The sequence below is a fragment of the Clostridium sp. CAG:265 genome, assembly GCF_000436575.1.
Taxonomy (GTDB): Bacteria; Bacillota; Clostridia; order Clostridiales; family Clostridiaceae; genus Clostridium; species Clostridium lentum.
Genome location: NZ_FR886631.1, coordinates 28,387 through 44,038 on the forward strand (window position 1 = coordinate 28,387; position 15,652 = coordinate 44,038).

21 protein-coding genes and 1 pseudogene are annotated in these 15,652 nt (G+C 27.0%); 1 reads left to right on the top strand and 21 read right to left on the bottom strand.

All coding sequences use genetic code 11. The features are described from left to right. Positions 1–27 precede the first annotated feature (27 nt). From spoIIIAG to Q5O29_RS09020, 19 genes are all read right to left on the bottom strand, one after another. Positions 28–645, bottom strand: coding sequence for a stage III sporulation protein AG (spoIIIAG, locus tag Q5O29_RS08930; RefSeq protein WP_022212611.1), 618 nt, complete (start codon positions 643–645; stop codon positions 28–30). Positions 646–661: 16 nt separating this feature from the next. After that, complete coding sequence (spoIIIAF, locus tag Q5O29_RS08935; protein WP_022212612.1) at positions 662–1,240, bottom strand: stage III sporulation protein AF; 579 nt, start codon at positions 1,238–1,240, stop codon at positions 662–664. A gap of 2 nt (positions 1,241–1,242) precedes the next feature. Beyond that, entirely contained in the window at positions 1,243–2,433 is a 1,191-nt protein-coding gene (gene spoIIIAE, locus Q5O29_RS08940; protein ID WP_022212613.1) for a stage III sporulation protein AE, read from the bottom strand. Positions 2,434–2,441: 8 nt separating this feature from the next. Further along, positions 2,442–2,825, bottom strand: coding sequence for a stage III sporulation protein AD (spoIIIAD, locus tag Q5O29_RS08945; protein WP_022212614.1), 384 nt, complete (start codon positions 2,823–2,825; stop codon positions 2,442–2,444). A 9-nt stretch (positions 2,826–2,834) separates the two neighbouring features. Then, positions 2,835–3,035, bottom strand: a complete 201-nt coding sequence (gene spoIIIAC / locus Q5O29_RS08950; RefSeq protein ID WP_022167935.1) for a stage III sporulation protein AC — start codon at positions 3,033–3,035, stop codon at positions 2,835–2,837. A gap of 14 nt (positions 3,036–3,049) precedes the next feature. Continuing rightward, positions 3,050–3,568 (bottom strand): stage III sporulation protein SpoAB, encoded by a 519-nt coding sequence (locus Q5O29_RS08955; RefSeq protein WP_022212615.1) that lies wholly within the window; start codon positions 3,566–3,568, stop codon positions 3,050–3,052. Continuing rightward, positions 3,553–4,479, bottom strand: a complete 927-nt coding sequence (gene spoIIIAA, locus Q5O29_RS08960) for a stage III sporulation protein AA (protein ID WP_022212616.1) — start codon at positions 4,477–4,479, stop codon at positions 3,553–3,555. Before spoIIIAA ends, Q5O29_RS08955 begins: the two co-directional genes overlap by 16 nt. Before the next feature lie 149 nt (positions 4,480–4,628). Further along, on the bottom strand, positions 4,629–4,991 hold the full coding sequence (locus Q5O29_RS08965) for a CD1247 N-terminal domain-containing protein (protein WP_022212617.1): 363 nt from the start codon (positions 4,989–4,991) through the stop codon (positions 4,629–4,631). A gap of 137 nt (positions 4,992–5,128) precedes the next feature. Next, a complete protein-coding gene (gene efp / locus Q5O29_RS08970; protein ID WP_022212618.1) occupies positions 5,129–5,686 on the bottom strand; it encodes an elongation factor P in 558 nt (185 codons plus the stop codon). A 157-nt stretch (positions 5,687–5,843) separates the two neighbouring features. Beyond that, positions 5,844–6,227 carry a hypothetical protein gene (locus tag Q5O29_RS08975; protein WP_022212619.1) on the bottom strand — a complete coding sequence of 128 codons (384 nt, stop codon included), beginning with the start codon at positions 6,225–6,227 and terminating at the stop codon, positions 5,844–5,846. 2 nt (positions 6,228–6,229) lie between these two features. After that, positions 6,230–6,631, bottom strand: a complete 402-nt coding sequence (locus tag Q5O29_RS08980; RefSeq protein ID WP_022212620.1) for a hypothetical protein — start codon at positions 6,629–6,631, stop codon at positions 6,230–6,232. Then, positions 6,609–7,253 (bottom strand): hypothetical protein, encoded by a 645-nt coding sequence (locus Q5O29_RS08985; RefSeq protein WP_022212621.1) that lies wholly within the window; start codon positions 7,251–7,253, stop codon positions 6,609–6,611. Before Q5O29_RS08985 ends, Q5O29_RS08980 begins: the two co-directional genes overlap by 23 nt. 10 nt (positions 7,254–7,263) lie before the next feature. Continuing rightward, positions 7,264–7,695: a hypothetical protein gene (locus tag Q5O29_RS08990; RefSeq protein WP_022212622.1), complete on the bottom strand. Its 432-nt coding sequence runs from the start codon at positions 7,693–7,695 to the stop codon at positions 7,264–7,266. After that, positions 7,686–8,153 carry a prepilin-type N-terminal cleavage/methylation domain-containing protein gene (locus tag Q5O29_RS08995; RefSeq protein WP_022212623.1) on the bottom strand — a complete coding sequence of 156 codons (468 nt, stop codon included), beginning with the start codon at positions 8,151–8,153 and terminating at the stop codon, positions 7,686–7,688. The genes Q5O29_RS08990 and Q5O29_RS08995 overlap by 10 nt, the downstream gene beginning before the upstream one ends. Beyond that, entirely contained in the window at positions 8,137–8,571 is a 435-nt protein-coding gene (locus Q5O29_RS09000; RefSeq protein WP_022212624.1) for a hypothetical protein, read from the bottom strand. The genes Q5O29_RS08995 and Q5O29_RS09000 overlap by 17 nt, the downstream gene beginning before the upstream one ends. A gap of 2 nt (positions 8,572–8,573) precedes the next feature. Beyond that, positions 8,574–9,014, bottom strand: a complete 441-nt coding sequence (locus Q5O29_RS09005; protein WP_022212625.1) for a prepilin-type N-terminal cleavage/methylation domain-containing protein — start codon at positions 9,012–9,014, stop codon at positions 8,574–8,576. Then, on the bottom strand, positions 9,011–10,045 hold the full coding sequence (locus tag Q5O29_RS09010; RefSeq protein ID WP_302632001.1) for a type II secretion system F family protein: 1,035 nt from the start codon (positions 10,043–10,045) through the stop codon (positions 9,011–9,013). Before Q5O29_RS09010 ends, Q5O29_RS09005 begins: the two co-directional genes overlap by 4 nt. Continuing rightward, complete coding sequence (locus Q5O29_RS09015; protein WP_022212627.1) at positions 10,017–11,411, bottom strand: GspE/PulE family protein; 1,395 nt, start codon at positions 11,409–11,411, stop codon at positions 10,017–10,019. The genes Q5O29_RS09010 and Q5O29_RS09015 overlap by 29 nt, the downstream gene beginning before the upstream one ends. A gap of 91 nt (positions 11,412–11,502) precedes the next feature. Next, entirely contained in the window at positions 11,503–12,501 is a 999-nt protein-coding gene (locus Q5O29_RS09020; RefSeq protein ID WP_022212628.1) for a hypothetical protein, read from the bottom strand. Between the two features lie 123 nt (positions 12,502–12,624). Here Q5O29_RS09020 and Q5O29_RS09025 point away from each other — a divergent pair, with 123 nt between their 5' ends. Then, a complete protein-coding gene (locus tag Q5O29_RS09025) occupies positions 12,625–14,361 on the top strand; it encodes an NFACT family protein (RefSeq protein WP_022212629.1) in 1,737 nt (578 codons plus the stop codon). A gap of 28 nt (positions 14,362–14,389) precedes the next feature. Here the strand turns inward: Q5O29_RS09025 and Q5O29_RS09030 are convergent, their stop codons facing one another. Beyond that, a complete protein-coding gene (locus tag Q5O29_RS09030) occupies positions 14,390–15,547 on the bottom strand; it encodes a class I SAM-dependent RNA methyltransferase (protein WP_022212630.1) in 1,158 nt (385 codons plus the stop codon). Positions 15,548–15,559: 12 nt separating this feature from the next. Further along, positions 15,560–15,652 (bottom strand): annotated as a pseudogene (locus Q5O29_RS09035) (bifunctional pyr operon transcriptional regulator/uracil phosphoribosyltransferase); the annotation flags it as partial.

Sequence of the window (15,652 nt, forward strand, 5' to 3'; positions counted from 1 at the left end):
CCCATATACTTTCTAACAAATTATATGCTAATTTGTTGATGGATATACATTAACCTTGTCTAAACCTATATCATATAATTTTGAAACTGCTAGCTGTATTTCGTATTTAACTTTACTACTTGTGGCACCTTCAGCAGTGATGATAACACCTGTTACCGCTGGATTATATGTCTTAGTTATAAATGGATTACTACTGCTACCATTGGAACTCATTACCACTGTATCTCCCTGACTCTCCTGTTCTGTTGTTCTTGTACCACCATTTCCATCATCTTCTACTGTTTTTGAAATCTGATTAGAACTATCTACTGCTGGCACTTTAACTTCACCACTTTCAAAACGAATCATAACAGATACCTTACCTACACCTTCAATCTTGCTTAAAATCTCCTCTAGCTCTTCTTTTTGTGCCTGCTCATAACTTAAACTTACATTACTTTCAGTACTTAAAGCTGCATCTACTTCTGATGCTCCATTAGTATTACTACCATCATTGCCATTATTGTTATTTGAAAAGTTCACCTTATTGAAACTAGTCAAAACTAACCATATAAACAAAACAACTAGCAAAAATATTAATGCATTAATAAAGCCTTTATTTTTGCTTAAAGATTTCAAGTTATCGCTTAATTTTTTATTATCCATCCAATCACCTACCTAATTAACTCACAGTATAAATTTCTATTTTATCCTCTGAAATACCAAGCATATTTGAAACATAACTTAATATTTTTTGTTCATCATCACTGTACGCCTGGCTATTAGTCTTATTGTCATTAGATATTTCAACCTTTTCTATCTTTTCTACCTCCTGAATTTTATTGGTGGAAATACTAATTTTAGCATGACTTATGTCATAACTAAAATTGTTTAAATCTATATTGCAATCTATATCGCATACAAACTTATAATCTGGAAATTTCTCTGCTAACTCAGTGGCAGAATTTTTATTTAAATTTTCTATAAAAACATCTTCCACTTCATTTGATGCTGCAACATCGGAGCTTGTTTCAGTATCTGTGCTTAAAATACCCTCATATTCTTTAATAGTAGATACAATCTTATCTTCGCCTTCCGTAAAAAAATCTATTATGGGGTTTAACATTACTACTATTAAAATCAAACCTAAAACAAATTTAATATACTTTTTCATTGAATTGTTTGGAGATATTAATTCAATTGCAGAAAATAAAATTATTATAGTTACTAATGTTTCAATAAAGCTTTTAATATATTCCATAGCTATCCCCCAATTACAAATTTACCTGCTGAAACCATCATGGCAATTAATACAAAAAACATTAAACTTACACATAGTACGCTGGATAATATTAAAACTAAAGAATCCCCAGCGGAAAAAACTGCTTTTGTAATTCGCTTATCTGCTATAGGTTCTAATAATGATGACGAAATTTTCAAAATTATTGATGATAAAAATATCTTTATGATTGGATATATTATTATAAGTATTAATACAATAAGCCCCACTGATCCTATAGCATTTTTTATTATTAAGGAGTATCCAGCTACAGAAGTAATTGCATCAGAAAAAGTTTTACCTACAATAGGTATGAAATTATCAATTGTGAATTTAGCTGTTTTAAGTGTTACGGCATCAATAGTTGATGCTGTAATTCCTCTCACAGTCAAAAGTCCTATATAAACTGTCAAAATCAATCCTTGAATCCATAATACTGCACTTTTCACCAAGCTGCATAAGTTAGAGATTTTAGGCTCCGTTGAAATGTTATTAGTGAATTGTAAAACAAATGTAATCAATATTAACGGTAAAATTATATTTAAATATATCTTAGGTATAATTATTGTTGTTCCTAAGACTATAGGATCCATTGTTGCTGATTCTGTAAAACCTCCTGCCACACCTAACATAACTACCAATATAGGAAGTAATTTAGACATAAAACCGCTTATTTCCGTTATTATATCTTTAGCCAAGTCTAAGGAAATTATAAAAGTTCTTGTAAGAACAATTATCATTAATGCATAACAGGCATAAAATGCAATTTCCGATATGCTATCCGATGAAAAAGCACTTTGAAGGTTTTTAATAAGAGAGCATATTATTCCAATTACTACAATAGTTATGCACATAGATAATACTGTTTTTACTTCCTTAAATAATAGGCTAATAACAGCATCACAGATTTTACTAAAGCTTAAATTGCCCTTTCCTGTAGTTATATAATTTTTTATATAAGATACTGGGTCCAAATCATTAATTAATTCAAAATCACTCTTCATAGTGCTTATATAATCATATAGTCCCTCCAAATCACCATTTATTTCATCATTAGATATTACATTATAATTATTATCTTCGGCATAAGCTAATTGACTGTTATAAGAAAAAAAGAACAACCCTATCAATAATAAAATAATTGATGAATATTTTAAGCATTTATTCATTTTCATTAAATCACCTATAATATCTGAAGAATTGAATCAAGTACCGCCATCAATATTGGTATAGCTAATACTAAAATCATTATTTTAGCTGAAAACTCAACCTTAGAAGCTAAACTTCCAGCCCCTGCATCTTTACATATTTCACTACAAAATGAAGCAAGATATGCAATTGCTAGTATTTTCAAAATAATTTCTATATAAACGATATCTATATTTGCTTTCGCTGCAATTGAATTTATAAAGGATACAATTTGTCCTAGTTGTGTGATCATATATAGCAAAATTATTATACTGGCTGCTAAAATAATCAATACAGCAATATCTGATTTCTTTTCTTTCACAAATATATATAAAAATAATGCTATTAAAGCTATAGATATTATTCTAATTATCTCCATTTATCTCACCTACATCGTAAACATTGCTCTTACTGTATCAAATAATGTGGATACCATTCCTATTATGGTAATTAAAATAATCACTATACCTGCCAAATTAGCCAGTACAGCAATATCATTTTTACCATTAGCCTTTAATAGCTGCTCAATTACTATAAGCAATATGCCCATTGCACCAATTTTAAATAATACGCCTACATCAAATACCATTTAACTTCCCCCTTTTATATGAAAAATATTACTATTAATGCTCCTGCGCATACCCCTAAAGTCCTATACATCTTTATATTAACTTTGGCTTCCTTTAAAGCTTCTTGATAATTAAGTTTTACTTGTTCTGAAGTCAGTTTAAATATTTTCTCTTGTCCAAATACCCCTGTTTCACCTAGTGTTCTAAAGAAATCTGATACTATCCCATAATCTTCTTTTTTAAAACTTAAATCATTTTCATACTTACCATAAATATTATTAAAAATATCAAAAACGCTATTTGCTTTTCCTTCCTCTAAAGTAGATGCAATTTCCTTAAACATTGAAGATAATTCACCAGTTATTTTTTTACTTACATCATACAAAGCCTCAATCAGTGGAGTGTTATTATAAATTACGTCGTTATTCATAAGTATTATTGCTTTTTGAAATTCTTTGAGGTTAATACTTCTCTTCTTGTAACTTTCCCCAATAATAAATCCAATATATGAGCATATTAAAAAGATACATATTAAAACTAAATATCTAAACACTTAATTTGCCCTCCTTCTTGTATCTTATAGACTTTTTCTAAGGTTCCAGGCCCATTTTTAGAACTTAAAACAACAATCCTTTCAAGTATATTATCATTAATAAGCTCTTTTAAACTTTTCCTACGACTAACATCATCCAAATCAATACCATGCACTGTCAATATCATATTTACTCCAGAGTTAAAGGCCATGCTTAAAGCCTCTACCTCATTCATGGTACCTATTTCATCACAGATAATTACTTCTGGTGATAAGCTCCTTATAGCCATTATTATTCCATTTGTTTTTAAGCAATTATCTAAAACATCACTTCTAATACCTACATTCATTTGAGGAATTCCATTATAGCAACCTGCTATCTCACTTCGTTCATCGATAATTGCTACTTTTTTACCTTTGAGATTTATTCGCGAAAATCCATTTGATATATTTTTTGCTATATCTCTTAAAATTGTAGTTTTGCCACATTTGGGCGGCGATACAATAAGTGTATTATATACTTTATTAAAGTTAGATATATAAGGCATTATCTTATTAGATGATCCAATTATCTCCTTACATATTCTAATATTAATAGATGATATATTTCTTAAAATCTTAACTCGTCCGTTTTCCATTACACATTGTCCAGCTAAACCAATTCTATGTCCACCTCTAAAAGTAATGTATCCTTGCTTCATTTCCTCTTCAAAGGCATATAAGGAGTAACTAGATATCTTAGTTATGATATATTTAAGTTCATCTTTTGAAACTATATAATCAAGTACCAATTCCTCATTGGTGATATTTATGATTACTGGCTTATTAACTTTTATCCTTATTTCTTGAATTTTCTTAGTGTCAACTTTGCCTTCTATTATTTCTATGATTTTTTTCGGTAAAACCTGTAATACCTCGATGCAATTGTCCACTCACTTCACTTCCTTCCATCACTAAACTTAGTCATGTAATTACTATTTCACATATTAAATTAATATTCATTTCAATATATATTTATGTAAATTATTCCGTAAAAAAAGAAGCGATAAATTTTAATTATCACTTCTTCTTGTATATTTTTCTATTTTGCATTTTTATTGCAGAAAGGACACGGAATTGAAGAGTTGTTTTCTATTGCTTTTCTTTCAACAAATAACGGCTTACCACAGTTATGACAGTGTATTTCTTCATATTCATCTTCTAGATTTTCTAAATCATCAAATGAAACTTCCTCAAATAACTCTTCTCTCATATCTGTTAAATCATCACCTATGTATTCCATATTTTCTTCAATAGCTTCCTGCTTTACTATTATTTCCTCAACTTTTAATGCCATATCATTTACGACACCACTTATTGCAGATAAAATATTTTTATATTTTTCATCATCTATGTCATTAATAACTTGTCTTAAATCATTAATTTCATCAAAAATTTTCTTCATTTTTACACATCCTTCTGAAAAATAATTACATTAATAATTATACCCGTATTTCCTAGTTAAAAACAATTTACTAAAAAATTAAAATAATATGAAATATTAAAATAAAAAGCTAAGTTATATAACTTAGCTTTTTATAACTAAACTCTTTCCATATATTCGCCAGTTCTAGTATCTACTCTTATAGTATCTCCTTCATTTACGAACATTGGAACGTTAACTTGTGCTCCAGTTTCTAATGTTGCTGGCTTCATAGCATTTGTAGCTGTATTACCCTTAACACTTGGATCACATTGTGTAATTAATAATTCAACAAAATTTGGTGCTTCAACTGAGAATGCTTCACCTTTGTAGAATTTAATAATTGCAAACATGTTTTCTTTTAAGAATTTTATAGCTTCTTCAACTTTTTCATAGTTTAAAGGAATTTGTTCAAATGTTTCTTGATCCATGAAATAATATAATTCCCCATCAGAATATAAGTATTGCATTTCTTTTCTTTCTATTACTGCTTCTTGAAGTTTAGCTGTTGGGTTGAAAGTTGTATCTGTAACACCTCCAGATATAACATTTCTTAACTTAGTTCTAACAAATGCAGCTCCTTTTCCTGGTTTAACATGTAAGAAATCGATAACTGTGAAAACTTGTCCTTCATGCTCAAAAGTAGTACCTTTTCTTAAATCACCTGCTGATATCATATATTTCCCTCCAAAATAACTTGAATTCATAGTTATTATGACCTTTAAAATAAATTAATAGTCATAACGTTTTTCGTTGTTTTATGATACAACAAAAACATTCTATCAAAATTACTAAAGAAATGCAATTATTTCGGTAATAAGAGTAAAAAAAACTCTATTTTCTCCTATTTAAATACAATTTAACTGCAAAATAGCCTTTATTACCATCAATATTATATTCATTTATTGTATATTTTTCCATATTGTTTAATTTATTTAATGAATTTAAAATTTCTTCTTTATTGCCATCTAATATAATCTTCACTTTCCAGCTATCACCGCTATCATTTATATCACTTATAATACCATTCTCCAAAGCTTTTAATTCATCATTAATAGTTGAAAATTTAACGTCTTCATTTTTTGTTTCAGATATGTTAGTTAATTGAGTCGTTTCCTTATTAGCTGTTAAAGTATTCTGTAGGAAAAATATAAGTTGGATTATAGTAAAAATAACTGTTATCACCATTAAAATTAATTCTTTTATTTCTTTTTTCATTTTTAATCATCCTTAACAATATTGGCTTTATAAATTGAATTTTCTTGCGTAATTTTAATTATTCCGTATCCTTTATTTTCAACCTCACATAATATATCCTTATTAAGTACACTCACTATGCCTTTATTCTCTTTAACCTCTATTGAATCAATACCTAGAGATGCTACCTCAAGCCATTTTGATATATCCTCTATTAATTTTTCATTTTCATTATAATATGTTATATTAACAATCTTCTCATCATTAGTTTCCTTTAAAACATTTCTAAAATTTACCGGTAACATATAAAAGTTTAATATTACTAACATCCAAATAGCTTTCTTATTATTTTTTTTATTCTTACTTATCTTTTCATCTACATAGCGAGGTGGTAAAAAACCTTTATATTTTATAAATTTTTTCACTAATATTCCTCCCTATAGATTTAATACTTATTTTATAACTCTTCTTAATGTCATCCACAAGAAAATCTTCTAATTCTTTATCAAGAATAATTTCTATATCTTTAGCAAATTTCAGTATTTCATTATTCAAAACATTTTTATCATTTGTTAATATATTTGAATAAGTAATGCACCCTTTTTCAGAAATAATTGCGTAAATATTTTTATGTATCTTTGTAATCACCAAAACTTTTGATTTTCTATACAAAGCAATCTTCAAAATATTTCTTATGTAGAATTGTATTGGTATAACCTTAACAATTGTTTTATCATTAGCAATCTTGTTTATATATTTTCCTTCATTTAATGAATATAAATATAAGATCTTTTTTCTTTTATTATAATAATAGTCTGTTAGAATATTTTCATTATTAACTTCATTATTCATCATAATATTATCTAAAAATACTGTTACATTATTATCTTCCAATTTGTACTGAGAAATAAACATTTCATTTTCAGCTATAATTATCTTTAGGTTTTTATAAATTTCATTAATATTATTAAAAAATTCATCTATAGTATACTTTTTACCTTCATATAAAAAATACTGCTTAAATAAAATTAATTTTTTACTAATCATTATTTTGCTCCTAATACATTAAATTATATGCTTTATAATAATCAGGAATAATTATTATCTCCTCTTCTAAGTTAATAGCTTTTAATTTTTTATATAGTTTATTTTTATTTTCACTTTTAATAAGAAATATCTTCCCTTTAGTAATATTAAAGCTAAAATCATCATTAGTATACCTATATTCCAATTCTTTAATTAATTCATCATTTTTTATTTTATCCTTTAATTCTTGATTTTTATTAATTTCTTCTTTTACAACATCAATAAATTCAAGCTCACTTTCATCCATATATAGCAAATCGTTATTTATTGTATAAAGTGAACTTTTTTCTATATCCCATATAGTTCCTTTTATATACATATTTAAAATTAAAATACATACTGCTACTATTATCATTGTTTCAACTAGAATAAATCCTTCTTTTTCTGTTTTCTTTATATACATCTAATCCTACTTTCCCCTAATTCCGTAATTATTTCAAAGTATATTAAAGATTTTTTTGTATACACATTAAATTCTTTAACATTATTTAATATTACATTTTTTCCGCTACTTATCCCCTTAGAATCATGATTAATAGTTGATACCATAAGCTTATTACTACTAAAAAAAATTTTTCTAATTTTATAATAATCTTTTTCAAAATCAAGATCATATTTAATGATAATTTGATTATTTTCAGCTTTTATATCGCTTACTTCATAACCATTTATTATATTATCTAAATTTAACATAGCATTATCAAAATTATCTTCCAAAATGCTTTCTTTAGAATTGCTACAATAATCATTTATAACCTCACTATTAACCTTTATAATTATCAATAATAAACTCATTGAAATTCCTAATGAAATTATTACTTCCAATAAAGTAAAACCTTCATGTCTATTTGTAATACTCATCCATCAACCTATCCTTTACAAAACTTCGTTTACTTTCTACAGTATTTCCATAACAGACTTCTCTTAAACAGATATTAATTTTAATTCTGTCCTTATCAATATTATCAATAAGAATTACAATATCATCTCCTTTCTGAATCATTTCTAATCCTTCTGTTGTTAAGCATTTTAAAATATTATCCTTTGATAAAGAAATTACATTACTATTTGCTAAATTTTTTATTTCTTCAATACTTAAGTTATATTTAAGCTCCTCTTCTACTGCATAGGTAATTCTAGTAAATTCATCTTCCTTATTTTTTATCTCATGCCATTTATCTTTGCTTACAATAACTTGACAAATACCTAAAATCAATATAATAATCATTGCACTAGATAACATATTTTCAATTATAAGGCTTCCTTTTTTTCTTATCATAGTTATTCTCCATAATATACATTTATAGTATCAACACCAACAGATATGGTTATTTTATAAAAATTATTATAGCTATCACATATATAAATACTTCCAGAAGATAAAACTCCTTCATTAGAGCAATTTATACTATAGTTAGTAATAAAATTAAAACCTTTAGGTAATTTTAGTTTTTTAGAGAATTTTTTGCTAGGATCTACAAATTCTGCATAACCCTTATTTCTACAATTAATTATTACCGATGAGTTATTTTTATTACAATAAAATTTACTATAGCTTAAAAAATCACACATATTACTTACAGCTGTATGTGCCTTTATATTATTAATGGTAGCGTCTAAAATCTTCTTACCTCTAAATGACAATGAAAATACAACGATAATTATTGATATACTTATAAGTAATTCTAATAAAGTAAACGCCTTCTTATAATGAAACTTCATATTAATTCTCCAAATACAGGCAGTATAAAAACCACAATAAATATACATACAAATACACCAATAAATACAATAATTAATGGTTGTATCATGGATATCTTTTTATTTAAATCTTCTTGAATATTATTGAATAAAAATTTTTCAATTTGTATAAGTCTTAAATCTAAAGACCCACTTTCTTCTCCAAGTTTTATATGTGCTAAGGTATATTTAGAAAAGATTTTTGTTTGAGCCATAGAATCACTTAATCCATTGCCAGATATAACCTTATTCTTTATCTCTCTGACTACCGTATTATTATTTCCTAATAATTGTATTTCACTACAAAACTCTAATCCTTTAATTAAATTTACTCCACTCTTTATCACCACTGCTAAAAGCATAATGTTTATGTACTCCACAAATCTTTTATATATAGGAATTAAACAAAGAATCTTCAAAAATTTCTCTTTTAAAAACACTTTACAAATTATATATGGACATACCACTCCCCATAAGAAAAAATAAACACAACTTAAAGTTTTATTGTGATAAATAAAAGTTTTTAGATTAATGATAAAATTAAAACTTTTTGGCACATCTTTGCCTAAAGAAATATATACCTCTTTAAAGTTAGGTATAATTGCTATACTTAAAAAAATAATAACTGCTAAGGAGCTTATAAAGATTATTAAAGGATAAGATAACGCATTAATTAAAAATTTCTTAATAAAAGCCATCTTGCCATAAAACATACTTAACCCATTTAGTACTTCTGATATATTTCCTGTCTTTTCACCAATACCTACCATTTCCACAAAGAAATTAGGAAATAACTCTCCTTGACTTTTAAAGGCATCCTCTAAAGAAATACCACTTTTAATTCTTCCTTTTATTTTAAATAATGCTCGTTTATATTTGTCTCCTATATCCAAATCAGCCAATAACTCAAAAATATATACAAAAGGAAGACCATCACCATATAGCTTAGCTATATTATCGGCAATTACTGATAAGCTATTCCAATTAGCCTTCCGTTTTGAAACTTCCTTCATAATCAAACTCTAGCTCCTCTCTATCAATAAATTCCATATAATCAAGCCTAGAAATTTTACCATTTATCAATAAATTATTTAAATTATCTACCATTTGGATATTGGTTAATATGGTATTATCATCATAAATTTTAACCAGTTTTTTCTTTACATCCTTGGTGATTTCATTAATAGATATTATTAACGCTCTCCCTAAATAACCAGTGAAATTACATTTTTCACAACCAATTCCCCTTTTATATATTTTTGCTCTGCTACCTGTATAAGTTATAATTTCTTCCTCTTTACAGGAATCACATAGCATCTTAATAAGTCTTTGAGATATTATTCCCACAAGAGATTCTCTAATTAAATAACTCTTTATACCCATTTCCTCCAATCTTAAGTATACCTCTCTTGGTTCTGTTGAATGAATTGTTGTATATACTTTATGACCAGTAAGAGCTGCTCTTACAGCCATAACAGCAGTTTCTTCATCTCTTACCTCTCCAACCATTATCACATCTGGATCCTGACGCATTATACTTCTAAGCCCATTTGCAAAACTTACTCCTTCCTTGCTATTAACCATCATTTGATTAACTCCATTTATTATTACTTCTACCGGATCTTCAAGTGTTACAACATTAACTTCACTTTTATTAACATAATTTAATATTGTATATAATGTAGTAGATTTACCACTACCAGTTGGTCCATTTACAATAACTAGGCCAGTATTCTTATTTATTATTTTTTCAAGTTCAAGTCTTTGCTTAGGAAGTAGCTTCAAATTATCTATACAATAGTTAAACCCATTATTATATAAAATTCTTAATACTATTTTTTCACCAAAAACCACTGGAATGATAGATACACGTAAATCATATGTATTTCCATCTATATCCATTGTTATCTTACCATCTTGTGGCCTTCTATGTTCTGTGATATCTAAAGAAGACTTAATCTTTATTCTTGATAATATAGCTGAGTATTCCTCCTTAGTTATTATATATAGAAGACTAAGGATTCCATCAATCCTCACTCTTACATATACTATATCCTTGTAGGGTTCAAAATGTAAATCTGAAGCTTTCTTATCAATGGCTTCCAAAATTATTTCATCTTCAATTTTATTATTATCCTGTGAAAAGAAAACTTTCTTTATGAGATACTTTAACTTATCGTTACTTATAAATATTTCACATATTGTACATCCATAGAGAAATTGCATCTCTTTACAAATGCTTTCATCATGAAGTTCACAAAGCATATACACTTTTCCACCATCCTCTTTAAAAGGAAGTATCCTAGCTTTTTCCGCTTTACTTTTGCTTATTTTTCTTGAAATTAAAATGTCAATATCATTTAGCATTACTTCATTCATTTACTAATTCCTCCTAGTACTAATAATTAACACTTTTTGCTAATAATAATCAAAAAGCAGCTTAGAATTTTTCTAAACTGCTTTTTAACTATTAATTAATTTCAATAAATGTGTAATCACCGGAATCTAAATTTATCATATATATACTATCATTGGCATATGCATATATTTTTTCTTTAGTGCTGCCATCATTATTACCAATAAACAGTATTTCACCATTATCTGTATGGCTTAATCCTTTTTCAAATATTACTTTACTTGGAAAATTAAAGATTAATCTTTTATTCTTTGATAAGTCATATAATGAATAAACATTATCACTCATTCTACCTAATAGATAAATATTTTCATCAATTATTTCTATATCATAAACTTCTACAACGTTATCAGATATAGCTACAACATCTCCATTAACTTTTAGTGATTTTAACGATTTTTCTCCGTTATACTTCTCTATAAAGAAAATCACTTCTGAACCAAAGAATTTTATAAAACTTACATACCCACCACTTATCTCTTCTTCCAATTTTTCTTCATTGCTTTTTAAATCATATGAAAACATACCGCTAGTTTTACTGTCCTTTTTCACTCCATAGTAAATTATCTTCTCATTGCTAAACCATGTAGCATATGTCCCTGAAATACTACAATTAATTTTAAGATCCAGTTTTTCAGAATTTTTAAGATCATATATCACTGGTTGTAGATATTGGTCTTTAGTAAAATAAAACAAATAATTACCATCAGGTGAAAACAAAGGTGCTTGTACACTTTTATCCCTTAATTCAATGTCGGAACCATCATAATGAACATAATATGTCTGATTACTTATATATAAATATGAAGCTGAGTTTTTATTAAAACTTAAGATAAATCTTTCGTTATCTATAATATTATACTCACTTTCTTTAATACTAAGAATATCATACCCACCACTTATTTCATTAATACACGCTCCATTTTCTAATTGTATTTCTTTTTTTGCTTGATTTTGTTCATCATTTTTTATTTCTTTATTAGTGTTACAACCATTAAGTAACATTATGGTTATAAACATTGTCATTAAAACTGAAAAAAAACGCCTTTTCATACTACACCCTTCTCTAACACTAGTATTTTATTTATACTTTCTAACGACAATAATCCATTGAATATATATTACAATAAATGTTATACTTACCTTAGATATTAACATAAAGAAAGGATGACACTTATGGCATTAGACGGTATCTACTTATATAGTTTAGTCGAAGATTTAAAAAAATCAATAATAAATTCAAAAATAGATAAAATAAATCAACCTGAGAAAGATGAAATAATATTAACACTTAGAAAAGATAGGCAAAATATTAGACTTTTAATATCATCCTCTCCTAAATATCCACGTATTCATATTACAGAAGAAAGTAAGCCAAATCCACTTCAAGCACCTATGTTTACAATGGTATTAAGAAAATATCTTATAGGTGGAAAGATTTTAGGCATTGAGCAAATTGATTGCGATAGACTTATTAAAATTTGCATAGAATCTTCTGATGAGCTTGGATTTAACAGCATTTATTATTTAATTGTTGAAATAATGGGTCGTCATAGTAATATATCTCTTGTACGTGAAAGAGATAATAAGATTATGGAGTGTATCAAGCATGTTGGTTCAGATATTAATAGCTTTAGGACTCTTTATCCTGGAGTAACATATAATTATCCACCGGTTTCTCCAAAGCTTAATCCATTCAAGTTCCAACTTAAAGACTTTACTGAATTTATCTCTAATAATAATCTAGAATTAAATAATTTGATATTTAATAAAATATTCACTGGAGTAAGTAATACATTATCAAAAAACTTATATAAAGATTTGATTAGTACCTACTCTGAAGATGAAATAACAACAACTATACTTTATAATTATTTTATCAAGTTTATCCATCAACTTAATAGTAATTTACAATATAACATCTATACTAAAAATGGAGATTTTGTTGAATTTTACTGTATGAAGTTAAATAGTTTTGCTGAATGTGTAACTCTAAATTTCCCTAATCCTAATGTTTTACTTGATAAATTCTACAAAGAAAAAGATAAGCAAGAAAGATTAAAAAATAGATCTATAAATCTTCAGAGATTGCTCCATACTAATATTGACCGCTGCTTAAAAAAAGCTGAAAAACTTGATGCAATGCTTGCAAAGTGTAAAACAAAGGAAGATTATAAAATTAAAGGTGACCTGTTAACATCATTTATCTATAGTATAAATCCTAATGATTCAGAGATAACATTACATAACTTCTATAGTGAAGACTATGAAGATATCACTATAAATTTAGATCCTAATAAATCACCTGCAGAAAATGTTCAAAGTTATTATAAAAAGTATAATAAGCTAAAAAAATCTGAAGAAGCTGCCAAAGAACAATTAGAGAAAAACTCCGAAGAATTACTATATTTGAATTCAGTTTTAATAAATATACAAAATGCAGATAATTATGAAGAGATTGAAGATATAAAAAATGAATTAATTACAACAGAGTATATTAGAAAAAGAAAACAAAACAAAAATTCAAAGAAAAGCAAAACATCAAAGCCATTACATTTTATTTCTTCTGATGGAATAGATATTTATGTAGGTAAGAATAATATTCAAAATGATTATTTATCTTTAAAATTAGCCAGCAAAAATCATTTATGGCTTCATACAAAAAATATACCTGGCTCACATGTAATAATCTGTGCAACTGATATACCTGATTCAACTTTAGAGGAAGCTGCTTCTCTAGCTGCTTACTATAGTAAAGCTCAGAATTCTACTAAAGTTCCTGTGGATTATACTTTAGTAAAAAATTTAAAAAAGCCTTCTGGTGCTAAACCAGGTATGGTTATCTATCATACTAACTATACATTATATACAGATCCTAAAAACTATACAGATTTAAATATTAGGAAAGAATAAAAAATGGGTGCTAATTCACCCATTTTCCTTATATACGATTTAATAATGTATCTCCATCATTTTTAATTAAATTATTATCAAAATATTGATAGTAATAACATTTTAATCTCCCATTATATAATTTTCTGTTTTTAGTAGCTTTTCTACCAAAAGGTCTTTCAAACCCTTCAAAAGAAGTTAAAATATTAAAGTCCCATCTTTCTAAAGTTCTTTTATTACCACCAAGATATCTATATAATGTTTCAACTTCTTCCTTATCACCAAGTCTTTCACCATATGGAGGATTTGTTATAATAAATCCATTATGCTCTGAAGCTGAGAATTGTTTAAAATCTCTCTTATGGAATTCAATATACTTAGCAATTCCAGCCTTTTCAGCATTAGATCTTGCTACTTTTAACACTCTTCCATCAATATCATAACCAATAAGCTTTATATCTTTATTTTTTATAGATCTTTCTGCTCCTTCTTTAACTTGTTCATAAACATCTGCCCCTATTGTAGGCCATGTCTCTGATACAAAATTTCTACATAATCCTGGTGCGATATTTTGCATAATCATGGCAGCTTCAATTAATATAGTTCCTGAACCACAGAAAGGATCAACTAATACATATTCCCCTTTCCATCTTGAAATTAGAACAAGTGCTGCTGCTAAAGTTTCTTTTAACGGAGCTATTCCTGCATCTTCTCTATATCCTCTTTTGTGTAAACCAGCTCCACTTGTATCTATTGATAAAGTTACCTTATCTTTTAGGATAGCCACTTGAATTTTATATACAGGACCATCTTCACTAAAAGTATCTACTCCATAGCTTTCACTCATACTTGTTACAATAGCCTTTTTAACTATTGATTGACAGTCTGGAACACTATGTAATGTTGAATTAACAGATTTTCCTACTACATGCATAACACCATCTACAGGTATTATCTCACTCCATTTTACTGCCTTTGTTCCTTGGAAAAGCTCTTCAAAGCTTTTAGCTTGGAATTCTGCCATTTTTATAAATACTCTATCAGCTGTTCTTAAGTGAACATTAGCTATAGCTATATCCATTTCATCACCAATAAATTCAACTTTTCCATTTTCAACTTTTAAATCATCATATCCAAGTGCCTTTAATTCTCTTGAAGTTATTCCTTCCAAACCAAATGTTGTGGTTGCAATTAAATTATATTCCATTTTTATCTCCTCTTAAGCTTCGTAAATTTTAACCCATTCGTTGCCATCTATTTCTTCAATTTCTACTGCAATGATTTCAGATTTTGAAGTTGGAATGTTTTTCCC

Bases quoted from the DNA above. Each gene is read 5' to 3' on its own strand.
- spoIIIAG (WP_022212611.1), bottom strand. From the start codon at position 645: ATGGATAATAAAAAATTAAGCGATAACTTGAAATCTTTAAGCAAAAAT.
- spoIIIAF (WP_022212612.1), bottom strand. From the start codon at position 1,240: ATGGAATATATTAAAAGCTTTATTGAAACATTAGTAACTATAATAATT.
- spoIIIAE (WP_022212613.1), bottom strand. From the start codon at position 2,433: ATGAAAATGAATAAATGCTTAAAATATTCATCAATTATTTTATTATTG.
- spoIIIAD (WP_022212614.1), bottom strand. From the start codon at position 2,825: ATGGAGATAATTAGAATAATATCTATAGCTTTAATAGCATTATTTTTA.
- spoIIIAC (WP_022167935.1), bottom strand. From the start codon at position 3,035: ATGGTATTTGATGTAGGCGTATTATTTAAAATTGGTGCAATGGGCATA.
- Q5O29_RS08965 (WP_022212617.1), bottom strand. From the start codon at position 4,991: ATGAAGAAAATTTTTGATGAAATTAATGATTTAAGACAAGTTATTAAT.
- efp (WP_022212618.1), bottom strand. From the start codon at position 5,686: ATGATATCAGCAGGTGATTTAAGAAAAGGTACTACTTTTGAGCATGAA.
- Q5O29_RS08975 (WP_022212619.1), bottom strand. From the start codon at position 6,227: ATGAAAAAAGAAATAAAAGAATTAATTTTAATGGTGATAACAGTTATT.
- Q5O29_RS08985 (WP_022212621.1), bottom strand. From the start codon at position 7,253: ATGATTAGTAAAAAATTAATTTTATTTAAGCAGTATTTTTTATATGAA.
- Q5O29_RS08990 (WP_022212622.1), bottom strand. From the start codon at position 7,695: ATGTATATAAAGAAAACAGAAAAAGAAGGATTTATTCTAGTTGAAACA.
- Q5O29_RS08995 (WP_022212623.1), bottom strand. From the start codon at position 8,153: ATGAGTATTACAAATAGACATGAAGGTTTTACTTTATTGGAAGTAATA.
- Q5O29_RS09000 (WP_022212624.1), bottom strand. From the start codon at position 8,571: ATGATAAGAAAAAAAGGAAGCCTTATAATTGAAAATATGTTATCTAGT.
- Q5O29_RS09005 (WP_022212625.1), bottom strand. From the start codon at position 9,014: ATGAAGTTTCATTATAAGAAGGCGTTTACTTTATTAGAATTACTTATA.
- Q5O29_RS09010 (WP_302632001.1), bottom strand. From the start codon at position 10,045: ATGAAGGAAGTTTCAAAACGGAAGGCTAATTGGAATAGCTTATCAGTA.
- Q5O29_RS09015 (WP_022212627.1), bottom strand. From the start codon at position 11,411: ATGAATGAAGTAATGCTAAATGATATTGACATTTTAATTTCAAGAAAA.
- Q5O29_RS09020 (WP_022212628.1), bottom strand. From the start codon at position 12,501: ATGAAAAGGCGTTTTTTTTCAGTTTTAATGACAATGTTTATAACCATA.
- Q5O29_RS09025 (WP_022212629.1), top strand. From the start codon at position 12,625: ATGGCATTAGACGGTATCTACTTATATAGTTTAGTCGAAGATTTAAAA.
- Q5O29_RS09030 (WP_022212630.1), bottom strand. From the start codon at position 15,547: ATGGAATATAATTTAATTGCAACCACAACATTTGGTTTGGAAGGAATA.